Origin of the sequence: Hydrogenophaga sp. SL48 (assembly GCF_021729865.1) — a bacterium.
Taxonomy (GTDB): domain Bacteria; phylum Pseudomonadota; class Gammaproteobacteria; order Burkholderiales; family Burkholderiaceae_C; genus Hydrogenophaga.
Map to the genome: position 1 here is coordinate 1134272 of NZ_CP063400.1, position 14158 is coordinate 1148429.

The window sequence follows — 14158 nt, forward strand, 5'->3', positions numbered from 1 at the left end:
CGCCCGGTCGGGCGATAATGTAAAGCTGTTCAGAACCTGCACGAAGCACCACCGACATGACCCGCCCCGCCTCCGTTGCCGACATCCGCAAGACCTTCCTGGACTTCTTCGCCTCCAAGGGCCACACCGTGGTGGCGTCCAGCCCGCTGGTGCCGGGCAACGACCCCACGCTCATGTTCACCAACTCGGGCATGGTCCAGTTCAAGGACGTGTTCCTCGGCACCGACAAGCGTCCCTACGTGCGCGCGGCCTCGGTGCAGGCCTGCCTGCGCGCCGGCGGCAAGCACAACGACCTGGAAAACGTGGGCTACACCGCCCGCCACCACACCTTCTTCGAGATGCTGGGCAACTGGTCGTTTGGCGACTACTTCAAGCGCGAGAGCCTGAAGTGGGCCTGGGAGCTGCTGACCGAGGTCTACAAGCTGCCCAAGGAGAAGTTGCTGGCCACGGTGTACGAAGAGGACGACGAGGCCTACGACATCTGGACCAAAGAAATCGGCCTGCCGCCTGAGCGTGTGATCCGCATCGGCGACAACAAGGGCGGCCGCTACAAGAGCGACAACTTCTGGATGATGGCCGACACCGGCCCCTGCGGCCCCTGCTCGGAAATCTTCTACGACCACGGCGACCACATCGCTGGCGGCCCCCCGGGCAGCCCTGATGAAGACGGTGACCGCTTCATCGAGATATGGAACAACGTGTTCATGCAGTTCAACATGGACGAGACCGGCGCGGTGACGCCGCTGCCCGCGCCCTGTGTGGACACCGGCATGGGCCTGGAGCGCCTGGCCGCGATCCTGCAGCACGTGCACAGCAACTACGAAATCGACATCTTCGACGCGCTGATCAAGGCCGCCGGCCGCGAGACCGGCACGGCCGACCTGAGCAACCCATCGCTCAAGGTGATTGCCGACCACATCCGCGCCACCTCGTTCCTGATCAGCGATGGCGTGATCCCGTCGAACGAAGGCCGCGGCTACGTGCAGCGCCGCATCGTGCGCCGCGCCATCCGCCACGGCTACAAGCTCGGGCAGAAAACCCCGTTCTTCCACAAGCTGGTGCCCGATCTGGTGGCCGTGATGGGCGAGGCCTACCCGAACCTGGCGAACCAGGCGCAGCGCATCTCCGAGGTGTTGCGGGTGGAGGAAGAGCGTTTCTATGAGACGTTGGCCAACGGCATGGACATCCTCGACGCCGCCCTGGCCGATGGCGCCAAAGTGCTGCCGGGCGACGTGGCCTTCAAGCTGCACGACACCTATGGCTTCCCGCTGGACTTGTCGGGCGACGTCTGCCGCGAACGCGGCCTGTCGGTGGACGAAGCCGGTTTCCACGCCGCCATGGAAGCGCAGAAGGCCAAGGGCCGCGCGGCCGGCAAGTTCAAGATGGACAAGGCGCTGGACTACACCGGTGCCGGCAACACCTTCGTCGGCTACGACAAGCTCGAAGCAACGGCCAAGGTGGTGGCGCTGTACCTGGACGGCACGCCCGTGGCCGAGCTCAAGGCAGGGCAACAAGGTGTCGCGGTGCTGGACACCACACCGTTCTACGCCGAGAGCGGCGGCCAGGTCGGCGACGAAGGCGTGATCACCAGCGGCTCGGCGACCTTCGCCGTCGGCGACACGCAGAAAATCAAGTCGGACGTGTTCGGCCACCACGGTGCGATGGAGCAGGGCACGCTCGCCGTGGGCGACACGGTGACCGCCAGCGTCGATCTGGCGCAGCGCGCCGCGACCATGCGCAACCACTCGGTCACGCACCTGATGCACAAGGCCCTGCGCGAGGTGCTGGGCACGCATGTGCAGCAGAAGGGCAGCCTGGTCGACGCCGACAAGACGCGCTTCGACTTCACGCACAACGCGCCGGTGACGGACGCGCAGATCCGCGAGATCGAGCACCTCGTGAACCTCGAGATCGTCGCCAACGCAGCGACCCAGGCGCGCGTGATGGACATCGAATCTGCGCAGAAGACCGGCGCCATGATGCTGTTCGGCGAGAAGTACGGCGAGACCGTGCGCGTGCTCGACATCGGCTCCAGCCGCGAACTCTGCGGCGGCACGCACGTCAGCGCCACCGGTGACATCGGCTTCTTCACCATCACCGCCGAAGGCGGCGTGGCCGCCGGCGTGCGCCGCGTGGAAGCGGTGACGGGCTTGAATGCCTTGAGCTACGTGCAGGGCATGGAAGCCACGCTCGGCGGTGTGGCCGGCACGCTGAAGGTCACACCCGGCGAGGTGCCCGCTCGCGTGGGCGCTTTGCTGGACCAGATGCGCGATCTGGAAAAAGAGATGAACGCGCTCAAGAGCCGCCTGGCTTCGGCCCAGGGCGACGAGCTGGTGAACCAGGCGGTCGAGGTCAAGGGCATCAAGGTGCTGTCGGCGGTGCTGGCCGGTGCCGATGCCAAGGGCCTGCGCGAAACCATGGACAAGCTGAAGGACAAGCTGAAAACCGCCGCCATCGTGCTGGCCGCCGTGGACGGTGGCAAGGTGCAGATCGCTGCGGGTGTGACCGCCGACGTGATGGGCAAGGTCAAGGCCGGCGAGCTGGTGAACTTTGTGGCCCAGCAGGTGGGCGGCAAGGGCGGCGGCAAGCCCGACATGGCCATGGCCGGTGGCACCGATGCGTCGGGTCTGCCGAAGGCGCTGGCTTCGGTGCAGGCCTGGGTCGCCGAGAGGTTGTAACCCCCCCGCGCCGCCTGCGGCGTCACCCCCCCAGGGGGGCGTGCCTGGCGGACCGGCGAAGCCGGACCCGTGGGCACCTGGCCTATGCGTTGACTCGGTTATGGGTTGGGCCAGTCCAGGCTCAGCCCGCTTTCAAACTGCCGCGCCTCACCCGTCACCGGGTCGGTGAAGGCGATGCCCTTGGCCAGCAGGCGCAGCGGTTCCGAAAAATCTTCTTCGTCGTCCGGCCCGTGCAGCACGGTCGGGTAGAGCTGGTCGCCCAGGATGGGCAGACCGAGCGCGTTCATGTGCACCCGCAGTTGGTGGCGTTTGCCGGAAACCGGACTCAACCGGTAGCGCGCCCAAGGGCCGTGTTGCTCCACCAAATCGATGTGCGTCTCGCTGTTGGGAGCCGCGTCTTCACTGGCTTCGCACATGCGGTAGAAGTCGGTCGGGTGCTCCATGATGCGGCTGCGGCGGACGTGCGGCCAGGTCAGTGCTTCGGTGGCCGGCGCGATGGCCTCGTAGGTCTTCTGCATGGTTCGCCCACTGAAGAGCGCGTGGTAGGTCCCACGCTCGGCGGGGTTCACGGCCAGCAGCACCAGCCCGGCGGTTTCGCGATCGATGCGGTGCAGCGGTGCCAGCTGTGGCAGACCCAGTTGGCGTTGAAGGCGCACCAGCAAGGTCTGCTGCACATAGCGCCCGCCCGGCGTCACGGGCAGAAAGTGCGGTTTGTCGGCCACCACCAGGTGCTCGTCCTGGTGGATCACCGTCGCCTCAAACGGCACCACCGCTTCGTGCGGCAACTCGCGGTAGTAATACAGCCGCGTGTCGCCCCGGTACGGCGCGTCGGGCGGCACGGCCTGGCCCGCTTCATTCAGCACCGCGCCTGTGGCCATGCGATCCGCCCACACCTCGCGACCCACCGTGGGCAGGCGCTCGTCCAGAAAGTCGATCACGCCCGGCCAGCGTCCATCACCGGCTTTGACCCCGGGCAGCGCGACGCAGCTGGGCGACACGCCGTCGCGGGCAGGAATGAGGGGGTTCTTGGAGGATCGGGCCACGGTGGAGGGTGCGCGAGGGAAAGCAGTTATTCTCTGCGCCTTCACCACAGGACCCCAGCCGTGACCGCCCCTGACTCTCCCAACACCGTCATTCGTGGCCGCGTGGTCCGTGTGCGCCTGGCATTCCTGCTCGGTGTGTCCTGCCTGCTGCTGAGTGGTTGCGCGGTGGTGGCCGTGGTGGATGTGGCCGCTTCGGCGGTCGTTGGCGTGGCCGGTCTGGCGGTGGACGCGGTCGTGGGTACCGCCAAGATCGGCGGCAAGATCATCGGTGCGGGTGCCGATGCCGCGCTCGATTCAGACGACGAGGACCAGGACGACTGAGATGCTCCTGGGCGTGGGCTCAAGCCGGGCCGACCTCCATCCAGGCGATGGCCAGACCCAGCCAGCGCCGGTCGTCATTCACACCGAGGTCCAGCGGACGGTGCGTCGATGGCACCGTGATGCCCACCTGCAGCTCGGTGCGGTCTGCCTCCGGCCAGTGGGTGGGATCCAGATGCGCATGCCATTCGAAGCCTTGGTCACAGGGCTGGATCCAGGCGGAATCGACCGGGCGGTGGTTCACGCTGAGTGACGACCCGTTCAGCAGCCCCTCCTGGATCTCGATCAGGACCCGGATCCTGAGGTTCAGGGGTCTGTCCAAGCCCACCGGCAACGTCCGCGAGGCGTGGTGGCATGGCCCGGTCCAGCGGAACAGGGTGCCGTCGGCGTCCGTTTCGAGACCATGCCATTCGAAACCGGCGAACTCGTCTTCGCAGTCGAAACGCAGCGTCTTGTCCGGCACCATGGGCGCGCGCGTGTCTGCAAGGTCGTGTGAGCCCTTGAAGGTCTGGTTCCGCCCGGCACCCGCCGTGGCGCCGCGCTCGGCGTTCAATGGGGTTTCGATCCGCACCAGCCGGTCTTCGGTGGCCGCACGCAGCGCGGCCGTCAGCTCTTTCATGAGGTGGTCCGGGCTGTTCTCGCGCAGGGCGGCCAGACAGGCGCGCTGTTCGGCCACATCGCGGCGCCGGTAGGCGTTGCGGCGCCAGGCGGCATTGAACTTGAAGACCGAGACTTCGCCGGTCGACGCGAACCGTGCCCCGGACCCGTGCAGACGCAGCAGAAACTCCTGGTCCACGGCGGTGCGCGACACCTCAGGGCCCACCCACCCGCCCGCGCGGCGTGCGGCCTGGCGCGTGTGGATCAGCGACGATGGCGGGAAGAAGTGCAGGGGGGTGAACCGGTCGTTGGGGAAAAAACCGGTCAGCGCCCGCAGGCCCGAGGTCGGCGGGCCATAGAGCAGGCACCCGGCGGCCAGCACCTCGGCGTGGGTGGCATCAAAACACCGGCGCGCGGCCTCCAGGTGCCGGGGCGCCCACAGGTCGTCATGGCCCAGGTAGGCCACCAAGCGCCCCCGGGCCAGCGACAGGCCGACATTGTTGGGCCCCCATTGGCTGCCACAGTTGCTGTCCAGGTTGACCCAGCGGATGCGGCGATCGTTCAGCGCAACAACCACGGCCTCGCTGTCGTCGGTGCAGGCATCGCCGATCACCAGCAGCTCAAAATCCGGTTCGGTCTGGTCCAGCACGCTGGACAAGGCCAGCGCCAGCGCGCTGCTCCAGTTGTAGGTGGCGACGATGACGCTGAAGAAGGGCGCGGCCGCTTCGCTCACCAGCCCGGGCCTTTGTCGAAGCTGTAGGGGACGCTTTCAGGTGCCACGCGGTACTTGTCCGGACTCTCGTGGTTGTAGGGTTCGGTGGGCATGTTGATGAAGACGGCGTCGGTCAGACCGATGTTCTGCACCGCGTGCACCACGTAAGGGGGAATCAGGAGCAGGCCACGGTTCCGCTCCGTCAGGTAGATTTCGTTGATCAGGCCGTGCGTGGGCGAGTCCTCCCGCATGTCCCAGAGCACGTACTTCACAAAGCCCGTCAGCGAAAACATGCGGTCGCACTGGTGCTGGTGGTAGACCCAGCCTTTGATCTTGCCTGGCCGGATCATGGAGGCATACACATGGTGCACCGGGGCCGGGTGGAATCCCCAGGACTGACTGAGCATCTCCACAATCTCCCCTCGCTCGTCTTCATGGGTGATCGCCTCGCGCAACTGGACGTCCTGGATCAGACGCTGTTTTCGCTGACCTGTCGGGGTGACGGTGGACAGGTCTTTGGTGGCGATGTGGGGGTCAACCGCTCTCGTTGGCGTGGCGTGGGTCATGATGAAGGGCGCTTCTTTCTTTCTGGCAGGAACAGCATCGCGGACGTTGCGATGGGACAGTGTGGCAGGTCAGTGCAGGTGCTGACCACCGAAGTGTGCGAAATGGCACCGCCAGAACCATCTTTCAGCCACACGTTACCGCCCGATCCTCAACCGCAGGAAGCGACGGTCCGTTCAATGCAGCCCCGCCCGACCAGACCGCTCAGCGGGAAGGCCCGCTCCCAGCGCTGGGCCCAGGTGTGACTCAGACCCGGCGGAACACGAGGTCCCAGACGCCGTGGCCCAGCTTGAGGCCGCGGTTTTCAAACTTGGTGAGCGGCCGGTAGTCAGGCTGGGGCGCGTAGCCATCGCCGCCCGCTGTGTTGGCCAGCAACGGCTCGGCGCTCAGCACCTGCAGCATCTGCTCGGCGTAGGGCTGCCAGTCGGTGGCCATGTGCAGGTAGCCACCGGGCTTGAGGTGGCGTGCCAGGCGGTTGACGAACGGGGTCTGGATCAGGCGGCGCTTGTGGTGGCGGCTTTTGTGCCAGGGGTCGGGGAAGAAGATGTGCACACCGTCCAGGCTTTGCTCGGGCAGCATGTGGTCCAGCACCTCCACCGCGTCGTGGCGGAAGATGCGGATGTTTTCAATGCCCTGCTCGCCACACAGTTTCAGCAGCGCGCCCACGCCGGGTTCGTGCACCTCGCAGCAGAGGAAGTTGTCGCCCGGGCGCACCTGGGCAATCTGTGCCGTGGCGCCGCCCATGCCGAAGCCGATCTCCATGATGAGCGGTGCGCTGCGGCCGAAGGCGGCCGTGGTGTCCAGCGCTTGCGCGGCGTCGTAGTTCAGCAGGAAACGCGGGCCGAACTGTTCGTAGGCCCGCTGCTGTCCCGGGCCGGTGCGCCCGGCTCGCAGCACATAGCTCTTGACCACCCGCATGAACGGCTTGCTCGCGCCGTCCTCGTCGCGATCGACAGGGGTTTCCTGGGGCTGGGCGTCGGCGTTGTGGGTCGGGCTGGCGGGGTTCATGGCAAGGGGCGAAAAAAGGGTGGCAGATTGTAGGCCGGTGCCTGGATCGCACCCCGGGCGCTTGTACTGAAAAATGCCGCAAACGATGGGTGGTCGTCTGGGAGGTCTGAAACGGTCTTGCCACAGGGCGGTTGGCCGTTAGGATTTAATCCAAGCACATTTTGAAACTGGGGCCGTGGTATTCGCAGACTGCAGCCCTCTCGTTGGATCCCCATGACAAAAACTCTTCCTCTGCCTGTGGGCCTGTCCCGTCGCGAATTTGCCCGTTGCGCGGCTGGTGTTGCGGCTCTCGCGGTTCCAGCGCTGCACGCGCAGTCGTCCAATCGCATCGTTCTGGGGCAGTCGGCCGCGTTCACCGGAGCGGCGGCCCAGCTGGGCATCCAGTTTCATGCCGGCGCCAAGCTGTTTTTTGACCAGTACAACGCACAAGGGGGTTCGGGTCGCCAACGGGTGGAGATCGCGCAGATGGACGATGGCTACGAGCCGGACCGCTGCGCAGAGAACACCCGCAAGCTGCTGGCCGACGACGTGTTCGCGCTGTTCGGGTACATCGGCACGCCCACCAGCGTGGCCGCGTTGCCGCTGGCCACCAAGGCGGAGGTGCCTTTCATTGCGCCGTTCACCGGCGCCATGTCGCTGCGTCAGCCTTTCAACCGCATGGCCTTTCACCTGCGTGCGTCGTACAACGACGAGACAGAGCTGATCGTGCGCAACCTGCACAACCTGGGTCTGAACCGGGTCGCGGTGTTCCACCAGAACGACGCCTACGGCAAGGCCGGGCTCGATGGCATGACGCTGGCACTCTCGTCGCGCAACCTGAAGCCGGTGGCGACCGCCACGGTCGAGCGCAACTCGGTGGACGTGGCCGCGGCCGTGGCCACGATCAACGCCGCCAACCCGCAGGCGGTGGTGCAGATCAGCGCCTACAAGTCCTGCGCCGCCTACATCCGCGCGGCCCGCAAGGCGGGTTACGGCGGCAGCTTCTACAACGTGTCCTTCGTCGGCACACAGGCCCTGGCCGACGAGCTGGGCAAAGACGGCGCCGGTGTGGTGGTGTCCCAGGTGGTGCCCAACCCCTACGCGGGCTCCAAGCCGATCTCACGCGAGTTCCGTGACGCGATTGCCGAAGGTGGCAACAAGGTGCAACCCAACTTCTCCAGCATGGAGGGGTATCTCGCCGCCAAGTTGGTGGCTGAGGGTTTGCGGCGCGCCGGCTCGCGGGTCACCCGGGAATCGCTGATCAGCGGGCTGGAGTCGCTGGGCGAGCAGTCGCTGGGTGGGTACTCGGTGTCGCTGAGCGGCCGCGATCACGTGGCCTCGTCGTTTGTCGAGCTGTCGATGCTGACGGGCGACGGCAAGATCCGGACCTGAACGCCTTCAAACCGGCGCCAGGTCTCTCCAGGGCCAGGCGTTGACCCACTGTGAGAGCGCGTCGGGCAGGGAGCCGGTCGCGGCTGGCAGCCCCAGGTGCTGCGCCGCCTGGTTCAGGGCGATCAGCGGGTGGGCGAGGTCCAGCGCCTGCGCGCCGTTTTGTTTGCTCAATTTTTCGCCGTTGTCTCCCATGACCAGGGGTGTGTGCAGGCAGCTCGGCACCGGCAGACCGAGTGCCTGTTGCAGCAGCCGCTGGCGCGGCGTGTTGTCGCTCAGGTCCTCGCCCCGCACGATCTGGGTGATGCCCTGCTCGGCGTCGTCGACCACCACCGCGAGCTGGTAGGCCCACAGGCCGTCCGCGCGCCGCAGCACGAAGTCGCCCACCTCGGTGGCCACGTCCTGTGCCTGCGGTCCCAGGCGGCGATCGGTCCAGTGCAGCTTTCCAGGTTCGACCCGAAAACGCCAGGCTCGCGCTTCCCTGCCGTGGAGTCCGCCACGCTCGGGCCGGCAGGTCCCGGGGTAGACCGCCGCGTGGTGGCGCTCACGACCGAGGCCTGCGGCGTTCAGGGCGTTCTCGATGTCTTTGCGCGAGCAGGCGCAGGGGTAGGCGACTCCGTCGGCGATCAGCCGGTCGAGTGCGGCCTGGTACAGGGTGCCACGGCGCGACTGCCTGACCACGGGCTCGTCGCTGACCAGGCCACAGGCGGCCAGCTGCCGAAGGATGAGTTCATCGGCGCCCGGCACGCAACGCGGTGTGTCCACGTCTTCGATGCGGACGATCCAAATGCCGCCGTGGGCGCGTGCGTCCAGCCAGCTGGCCAGCGCCGCGACCAGCGATCCGGCATGCAAGGGTCCGGTGGGTGAGGGCGCGAAACGACCGCGGTAGGTGGGGCCAGGGATGACGGACAAAAGCATGTCTCCGGAGCGCGTGAACGTGCCAGCAGACACCGCGGAACCGCCCTTCGACAGGCTCAGGACGGGCCGCTGGTGTGTCCCCCTGGGGGGAAGACGCAGCGCGGCGCAGGGGGATCAGATGACCGCGAGCGCCAGCTCCAGCCCGGAGACAAAGGCGTCTTCGACCCGGTGGCCCAGGCACCAGTCGCCGCACAGGCCGATGCCCAGTTCCTTGTCGAAGATGTACGACTGACCCAGCGGTTGCTGGGTCTGTGCAAAACGCCAGCGGTGCACCACGGCATGGCTGGGCGTGGCGCGGATGCCGGTGATTTCGGCGAAGCCCTTGAGCAGCTTGGCCTTGACGCGGTCGGCGTCGTCTTCCAGGTGCTTGGTCGACCAGGCGGGGCTGGCCTGGATGGTCCAGCGCTCGATCGGCTCACGGCCCGGTTTGCTGTTTTCGCGGGCCAGCCAGCTGATGCGGTGGTGCGTGCTGCGCGCAGCGTTCCACTGCGGCCCCAGGTGGGGCAGTCCGGGCTGCATGGCGTTGGGGTAAGCGACCATGAGGGTCCAGCAGGGGGCCACCTGCACCGAGGCCAACTGGTGGCGCAGGTGGGGCGCGTGGCCCGACGCCAGCAGCAGGTCGTGGGCCTGCAGGTGCGGCAGCGCCAGCAGCACGCGGTCAAAACCGCCGATCACGTGTTGCCCGCCTTCCGCGTCTTCGGCGCGCAGCTGCCATTGTTCGGGGTGCAGCACATCGCGCTCGATGTGGGTGACGCGCGTTTCAGTGAAGGTGCGCGCCTTCAGGTTGCCGAAGAGTTCGGGGTGGGCCAGGGGCTGGGCCCAGTGGTTGACCAGCCCGCTCATGCCGGGAACGGCCACGAAATGGGGTTCGGTCGGTGGCGGCGCGCTGGCCAGCACGTGACCCAGTTCGTCGAGCACGCGCACCGTGCTCACGCTCCAGGGACGCACCATGGTCTGCGCGGTGAGCAGGGCCCGGGCGAAGCGCTTGTCTCGCACGGTGAAGTACTGTGCGCCGTGGTCAAAGCCGCCGAATTCGGTGCGGCGCGTGGACATGCGTCCCCCAAAGCCGCGGCTCTTCTCGAACAGGGTGACCCTGTGCCCGGCCTGAACCAGGGTGCGCGCGCAGGCCACACCGGCCATGCCCGCACCGACCACCGCAAAGTGCAGAGTACCGGGGCGGTCGGCTGCCTCGGCCTTGGGCGCCCGCGCGGCGGAAACAGGGGGTCGGGGACGTGGTGTCTTGTTGTTTTTCATGGCGCTGTGCGGTGGTTGGATGGGATGGTTGCACTGTAGCAGTCCTCGTGCGCCGGACGCCCTGATTCGCGTCAGCCGAGGTGATGGTTTTCCAGCAGGGCGCTGCGGGTGGTGGGGTGTTGCAGGCGATCGAGCCACCAGCGCAGTGCCCGTCCCGTGTCGGTCGCGTTGCGCGAACGCCGCCAGGCGTAGGCCACCCGGATGACGTGGCCGGGGCGCTGTGTGGTCATGACCACCAGGTGGCCCGCGGTGATGTAGGGCTGGGCCATGGGCAGCGGCAGGAAACCGCAGCCCAGGCCGCGCAACTGCGCTTCGAGCTTGTGCTGCATCGTGGGCACGGTCAGCACATCCTGACCCGGCAGGATGTTGAACGACTGGCCGTTGCCGCGCTGGGTGCTGTCGGCCACCGCGACCGCGCGGTGGTGCCGCAGGTCGTCGTCGCACAGGTGGTGCTGCACCGTCGCGAGAGCGTGGTGGGGTGCCACGGCAAACACGAAGCGCATCTGGCCCAGGGGCGCGGTCTGGATGTCGGGCAGCGAGATCTCGGCCGATACCCCCAGCGCCAGATCGGCCAGGCCGTTCTGCAGCGCTTCGAGCGTGCCGGAAAGCGTCTCGGCGCGGAGTTTGATGCGCGTGGGCGCGCCGGTCGCGTAGAAGGCCTCGCACAGCTCGAACAGCGTGCCACGCGCGACGATGGCATCGGCAGCGATGGTGAGCTGAGGTTCCCAGCCGGTGGCGACCCGTTTGACGCGCTGGGCCACGGCGTCCAGCTCGCCCAGCAGGTACTGCCCGGCGCGCAGCAGTTCGGCGCCGGCCGGTGTGAGCTGGGCACGCCGCGCGCTGCGGTCAAACAGCAGCACATCCAGTGCGTCTTCGATCTGTCGCACCCGGTAGGTCAGGGCGCTGGGCACCATGCCCAGTTCGCGCGCTGCGGCGGCCATGCTGCCCAGCCTCGCCACGGCCTCCAGCAAGCCCAGGTTTTCCGGCGACAGCGCGGAGCGGGGGGAGTGGGTGGCCATGGTGCTGCTGTCTCAGGAGTGGAGGTTGATCGGTATTTTCATTCAAATGAATTGAATGATGCCATCAAATCCCTGCCGCCTGCAATGGGCCTCCCTTGCCCACAATCACCTTCATGCAGCCACTGAGGCTGGGCCTACAGGAGATTCACCATGATGCAGATCAGACGCTCGCAGGAACGCGGTTACGCCGACCACGGCTGGCTCAAGAGTCACCACTCGTTTTCGTTTGCGGGCTACCACGACCCGGCCTGGATGGGCTGGGGCAACCTGCGCGTGATCAACGAAGACCGCATTGCACCCGGCATGGGTTTTGGTACGCACGGTCACCGCGACATGGAAATCATCAGCTACGTGCTGCAGGGCAACCTGGCGCACAAGGACAGCATGGGCAATGTCAAGGGCATTCCGCCGGGTGATGTGCAGCGCATGAGCGCGGGCAAGGGCGTGATGCACAGCGAGTTCAACCATGCGCCCGACCAGACCACGCATTTCCTGCAAATCTGGATCGAGCCCAACGTGAAGGGCATCGAGCCTGGCTATGAACAGAAGACCTTTGCTGACGTGGACAAGCGCGGTCAGCTCCGGCTGGTGGCCTCGCCCGATGGCGCGCAGGGTTCGGTGAGCATCCACGCCGACGCGGCGCTGTACGCCGGGCTGCTGGATGCCGAAGAAAGTGCCGAACTGGCCCTGGACCCGAGCCGCAAGGCCTATGTGCACGTGGTGCGCGGCACGCTGGACGTGAACGGCCAGCGCCTGAACACGGGCGACGCCGCGCTGTTGCAAGGCGAAACACAGCTGCAGCTGGCCCACGGCGAAGATGCCGAGGTGCTGGTGTTCGACCTCGCGGCCTGATGCCCCGGCCTTGTTCCCGTCAACCTCGTCAAGGTTTTTTTCAACTCCCAAGGAGATTTCCATGAATGCTCTGCAAAACCCCCTCGCCCTGATTTCCCGCCTGCTGCTCGCCGCCCTGTTCCTGCCCGCTGGCATCGGCAAGATCACCGGTTTCGAGGGCACCGTGGGCTACATCGCTTCGGTGGGCCTGCCGATGGCGACAGCCGGTGCTGTCGCTGCCATCGTGGTGGAGGTGCTCGGTGGCCTGGCGCTGCTGGTCGGTTTCGGCACGCGCTGGGCGGCCCTGGTGCTGGCGCTGTTCACGTTGACCGCATCGTTCTTTTTCCACAATTACTGGGCGGTGCCCGCTGAACAGCAGTTCATGCAACAGTTGCTGTTCATGAAGAACGTTGGCGTGACCGGTGGCCTGCTCGCGCTGGCGGCCTTCGGTGCGGGTGCCTTCAGCCTGGATGCCCGCCGCACGAACTGAACTGTTTTTCCCGTCGTTTCAACCCCGCGCCCAGGCGCTCTCTTTCTGGAGTTATCAAATGGCACACGTTGTGGTGGTTTATCACTCAGGCTACGGTCACACCCAGCGCATGGCGCAATCGGTGGCCGAGGGCGCTGGCGCGGAGCTGATCGCGATCGATGCCGAGGGCAATCTGCCCGAAGGCGGCTGGGACACGCTGAACGCGGCCGATGCGATCATCATGGGCTCGCCGACCTACATGGGCATGGCCAGCTGGCAGTTCAAGAAGTTCGCTGATGCGTCGAGCAAGCCCTGGTTCACCCAAGCCTGGAAAGACAAGGTCTTCGCCGGCTTCACCAACAGCGCCACCATGAACGGCGACAAGCTGTCCACGCTGCATTACCTGTTCACCCTGGCCATGCAGCACGGCGGGATCTGGGTCGGTACCGGCATGATGCCGAGCAACAGCAAAGCTGCGCAGCGCAACGATCTGAACTACGTGGGCTCGTTCAGCGGCGCCATGGCGCAAAGCCCGTCCGATGCGGGCGCCAACGAAATGCTCCCGGGCGACCTGGAAACCGCGCGCCAGTTTGGCGCCCGCGTGGCCGCCATGACCGTCAAGTTCAAAGGTTGAGGTGGTGTGAGCGTGGTTCATGTCACGGATGGGTAACATCCGGGGCATGAAAATTTTCTCGCTCCTTCCCTGGGCAGACTGGCTGGCGCTGGTCTGCTTTTTTGCTTTGTGGGTGGGCTATGCCTGGTTTGCGCGCGTGTGGGGGCAGCGGCGTTCATCGCTGCTGGTCACCACCAACCGCTACCGGGGGTACTGGATGCGCCAGGCGGCCATGCGCGACCCGCGGATGCTCGATGGCCTGATCACGCAGACGCTGTCGAACACGCCGGCCTTCTTTTCGTCCACGTCGATCCTGGTGATCGGCGGACTGTTCGCGCTGCTGGGCACCACCGACAAGGCCACCGAGCTGATGAGCGAAATCCCCTTCGCCCAGACGACCTCGCTGGTGGTGTTCGAGTTCAAGATCCTGGTGCTGGTCGCGATCTTCGTCTACGCCTTTTTCCGTTTTTCGTGGTGCATGCGGCAATACACCTTCGTGGCCCTCGTGATCGGTGCGATGCCGCCGCCCTCGGAATTCCAGTCGGGCAAATTCGACGCGCTGAAGTACGCTGACCGGGCCGCGGCCATGGTGGGCGCCGCGGCAGAGACCTTCAACGACGGCCTGCGGGCGTATTACTTCTCGTTTGCTGCGCTGGCCTGGTTTGTGTCGCCACTGATCATGGTGATCGGCACGCTCACGGTGGTGGCCATTCTCTACAGCCGCGAGTTCCACTCTGACGTTTTGCGGGTACTGCGCGACTGAGTG

14 protein-coding genes are annotated in these 14158 nt (G+C 66.3%); 7 read left to right on the forward strand and 7 right to left on the reverse strand.

Translation table 11 applies throughout. From position 1 onward, the window contains the following. Positions 1-56: 56 nt before the first annotated feature. Positions 57-2678, forward strand: a complete 2622-nt coding sequence (gene alaS, locus IM738_RS05465; protein WP_236964880.1) for an alanine--tRNA ligase — start codon at positions 57-59, stop codon at positions 2676-2678. A 98-nt stretch (positions 2679-2776) separates the two neighbouring features. Here alaS and IM738_RS05470 read toward each other — a convergent pair whose 3' ends face one another. Next, entirely contained in the window at positions 2777-3721 is a 945-nt protein-coding gene (locus tag IM738_RS05470) for a pseudouridine synthase (RefSeq protein WP_236964881.1), read from the reverse strand. A gap of 60 nt (positions 3722-3781) precedes the next feature. Between IM738_RS05470 and IM738_RS05475 the strand changes: the two genes are divergently transcribed. Then, positions 3782-4042 carry a hypothetical protein gene (locus tag IM738_RS05475; RefSeq protein ID WP_236964882.1) on the forward strand — a complete coding sequence of 87 codons (261 nt, stop codon included), beginning with the start codon at positions 3782-3784 and terminating at the stop codon, positions 4040-4042. A gap of 19 nt (positions 4043-4061) precedes the next feature. On the opposite strand, the gene IM738_RS05480 is transcribed toward IM738_RS05475, so the two are convergent. The 3 genes from IM738_RS05480 to trmB form a co-directional block, all read right to left on the reverse strand. Then, a complete protein-coding gene (locus IM738_RS05480) occupies positions 4062-5369 on the reverse strand; it encodes a glycosyltransferase family 2 protein (protein WP_236964884.1) in 1308 nt (435 codons plus the stop codon). Beyond that, positions 5366-5914, reverse strand: a complete 549-nt coding sequence (locus IM738_RS05485) for a dTDP-4-dehydrorhamnose 3,5-epimerase family protein (protein ID WP_236964886.1) — start codon at positions 5912-5914, stop codon at positions 5366-5368. The genes IM738_RS05480 and IM738_RS05485 overlap by 4 nt, the downstream gene beginning before the upstream one ends. Before the next feature lie 244 nt (positions 5915-6158). Continuing rightward, complete coding sequence (gene trmB, locus IM738_RS05490) at positions 6159-6920, reverse strand: tRNA (guanosine(46)-N7)-methyltransferase TrmB (protein WP_236964887.1); 762 nt, start codon at positions 6918-6920, stop codon at positions 6159-6161. A gap of 213 nt (positions 6921-7133) precedes the next feature. Between trmB and IM738_RS05495 the strand changes: the two genes are divergently transcribed. Next, complete coding sequence (locus tag IM738_RS05495) at positions 7134-8291, forward strand: ABC transporter substrate-binding protein (protein WP_236964889.1); 1158 nt, start codon at positions 7134-7136, stop codon at positions 8289-8291. 6 nt (positions 8292-8297) lie between these two features. Here IM738_RS05495 and gluQRS read toward each other — a convergent pair whose 3' ends face one another. The 3 genes from gluQRS to IM738_RS05510 all read right to left on the reverse strand — a co-directional run bounded on the left by gluQRS (position 8298) and on the right by IM738_RS05510 (position 11479). Further along, entirely contained in the window at positions 8298-9200 is a 903-nt protein-coding gene (gene gluQRS, locus IM738_RS05500; protein WP_236964890.1) for a tRNA glutamyl-Q(34) synthetase GluQRS, read from the reverse strand. A gap of 120 nt (positions 9201-9320) precedes the next feature. Continuing rightward, a complete protein-coding gene (locus IM738_RS05505) occupies positions 9321-10460 on the reverse strand; it encodes an NAD(P)/FAD-dependent oxidoreductase (protein WP_272907794.1) in 1140 nt (379 codons plus the stop codon). Between the two features lie 71 nt (positions 10461-10531). Then, complete coding sequence (locus IM738_RS05510; RefSeq protein WP_236964892.1) at positions 10532-11479, reverse strand: LysR family transcriptional regulator; 948 nt, start codon at positions 11477-11479, stop codon at positions 10532-10534. 150 nt (positions 11480-11629) lie between these two features. On the opposite strand from IM738_RS05510, the gene IM738_RS05515 reads away from it, so the two are divergent. The 4 genes from IM738_RS05515 (at position 11630) to IM738_RS05530 (ending at position 14155) form a co-directional block, all read left to right on the forward strand. After that, complete coding sequence (locus IM738_RS05515) at positions 11630-12331, forward strand: pirin family protein (protein WP_236964894.1); 702 nt, start codon at positions 11630-11632, stop codon at positions 12329-12331. Positions 12332-12392: 61 nt separating this feature from the next. Beyond that, positions 12393-12800 (forward strand): DoxX family protein, encoded by a 408-nt coding sequence (locus tag IM738_RS05520; RefSeq protein ID WP_236964895.1) that lies wholly within the window; start codon positions 12393-12395, stop codon positions 12798-12800. 58 nt (positions 12801-12858) lie between these two features. Next, positions 12859-13413 carry a flavodoxin family protein gene (locus IM738_RS05525; RefSeq protein WP_236964896.1) on the forward strand — a complete coding sequence of 185 codons (555 nt, stop codon included), beginning with the start codon at positions 12859-12861 and terminating at the stop codon, positions 13411-13413. Between the two features lie 46 nt (positions 13414-13459). After that, complete coding sequence (locus IM738_RS05530) at positions 13460-14155, forward strand: DUF599 domain-containing protein (RefSeq protein ID WP_236964897.1); 696 nt, start codon at positions 13460-13462, stop codon at positions 14153-14155. Positions 14156-14158 lie beyond the last annotated feature (3 nt).

Coding starts and splice junctions, on each gene's coding strand:
- alaS (WP_236964880.1), top strand. CDS start 57: ATGACCCGCCCCGCCTCCGTTGCCGACATCCGCAAGACCTTCCTGGAC.
- IM738_RS05485 (WP_236964886.1), bottom strand. CDS start 5,914: ATGACCCACGCCACGCCAACGAGAGCGGTTGACCCCCACATCGCCACC.
- trmB (WP_236964887.1), bottom strand. CDS start 6,920: ATGAACCCCGCCAGCCCGACCCACAACGCCGACGCCCAGCCCCAGGAA.
- IM738_RS05495 (WP_236964889.1), top strand. CDS start 7,134: ATGACAAAAACTCTTCCTCTGCCTGTGGGCCTGTCCCGTCGCGAATTT.
- IM738_RS05505 (WP_272907794.1), bottom strand. CDS start 10,460: ATGAAAAACAACAAGACACCACGTCCCCGACCCCCTGTTTCCGCCGCG.
- IM738_RS05510 (WP_236964892.1), bottom strand. CDS start 11,479: ATGGCCACCCACTCCCCCCGCTCCGCGCTGTCGCCGGAAAACCTGGGC.
- IM738_RS05515 (WP_236964894.1), top strand. CDS start 11,630: ATGATGCAGATCAGACGCTCGCAGGAACGCGGTTACGCCGACCACGGC.
- IM738_RS05520 (WP_236964895.1), top strand. CDS start 12,393: ATGAATGCTCTGCAAAACCCCCTCGCCCTGATTTCCCGCCTGCTGCTC.
- IM738_RS05525 (WP_236964896.1), top strand. CDS start 12,859: ATGGCACACGTTGTGGTGGTTTATCACTCAGGCTACGGTCACACCCAG.
- IM738_RS05530 (WP_236964897.1), top strand. CDS start 13,460: ATGAAAATTTTCTCGCTCCTTCCCTGGGCAGACTGGCTGGCGCTGGTC.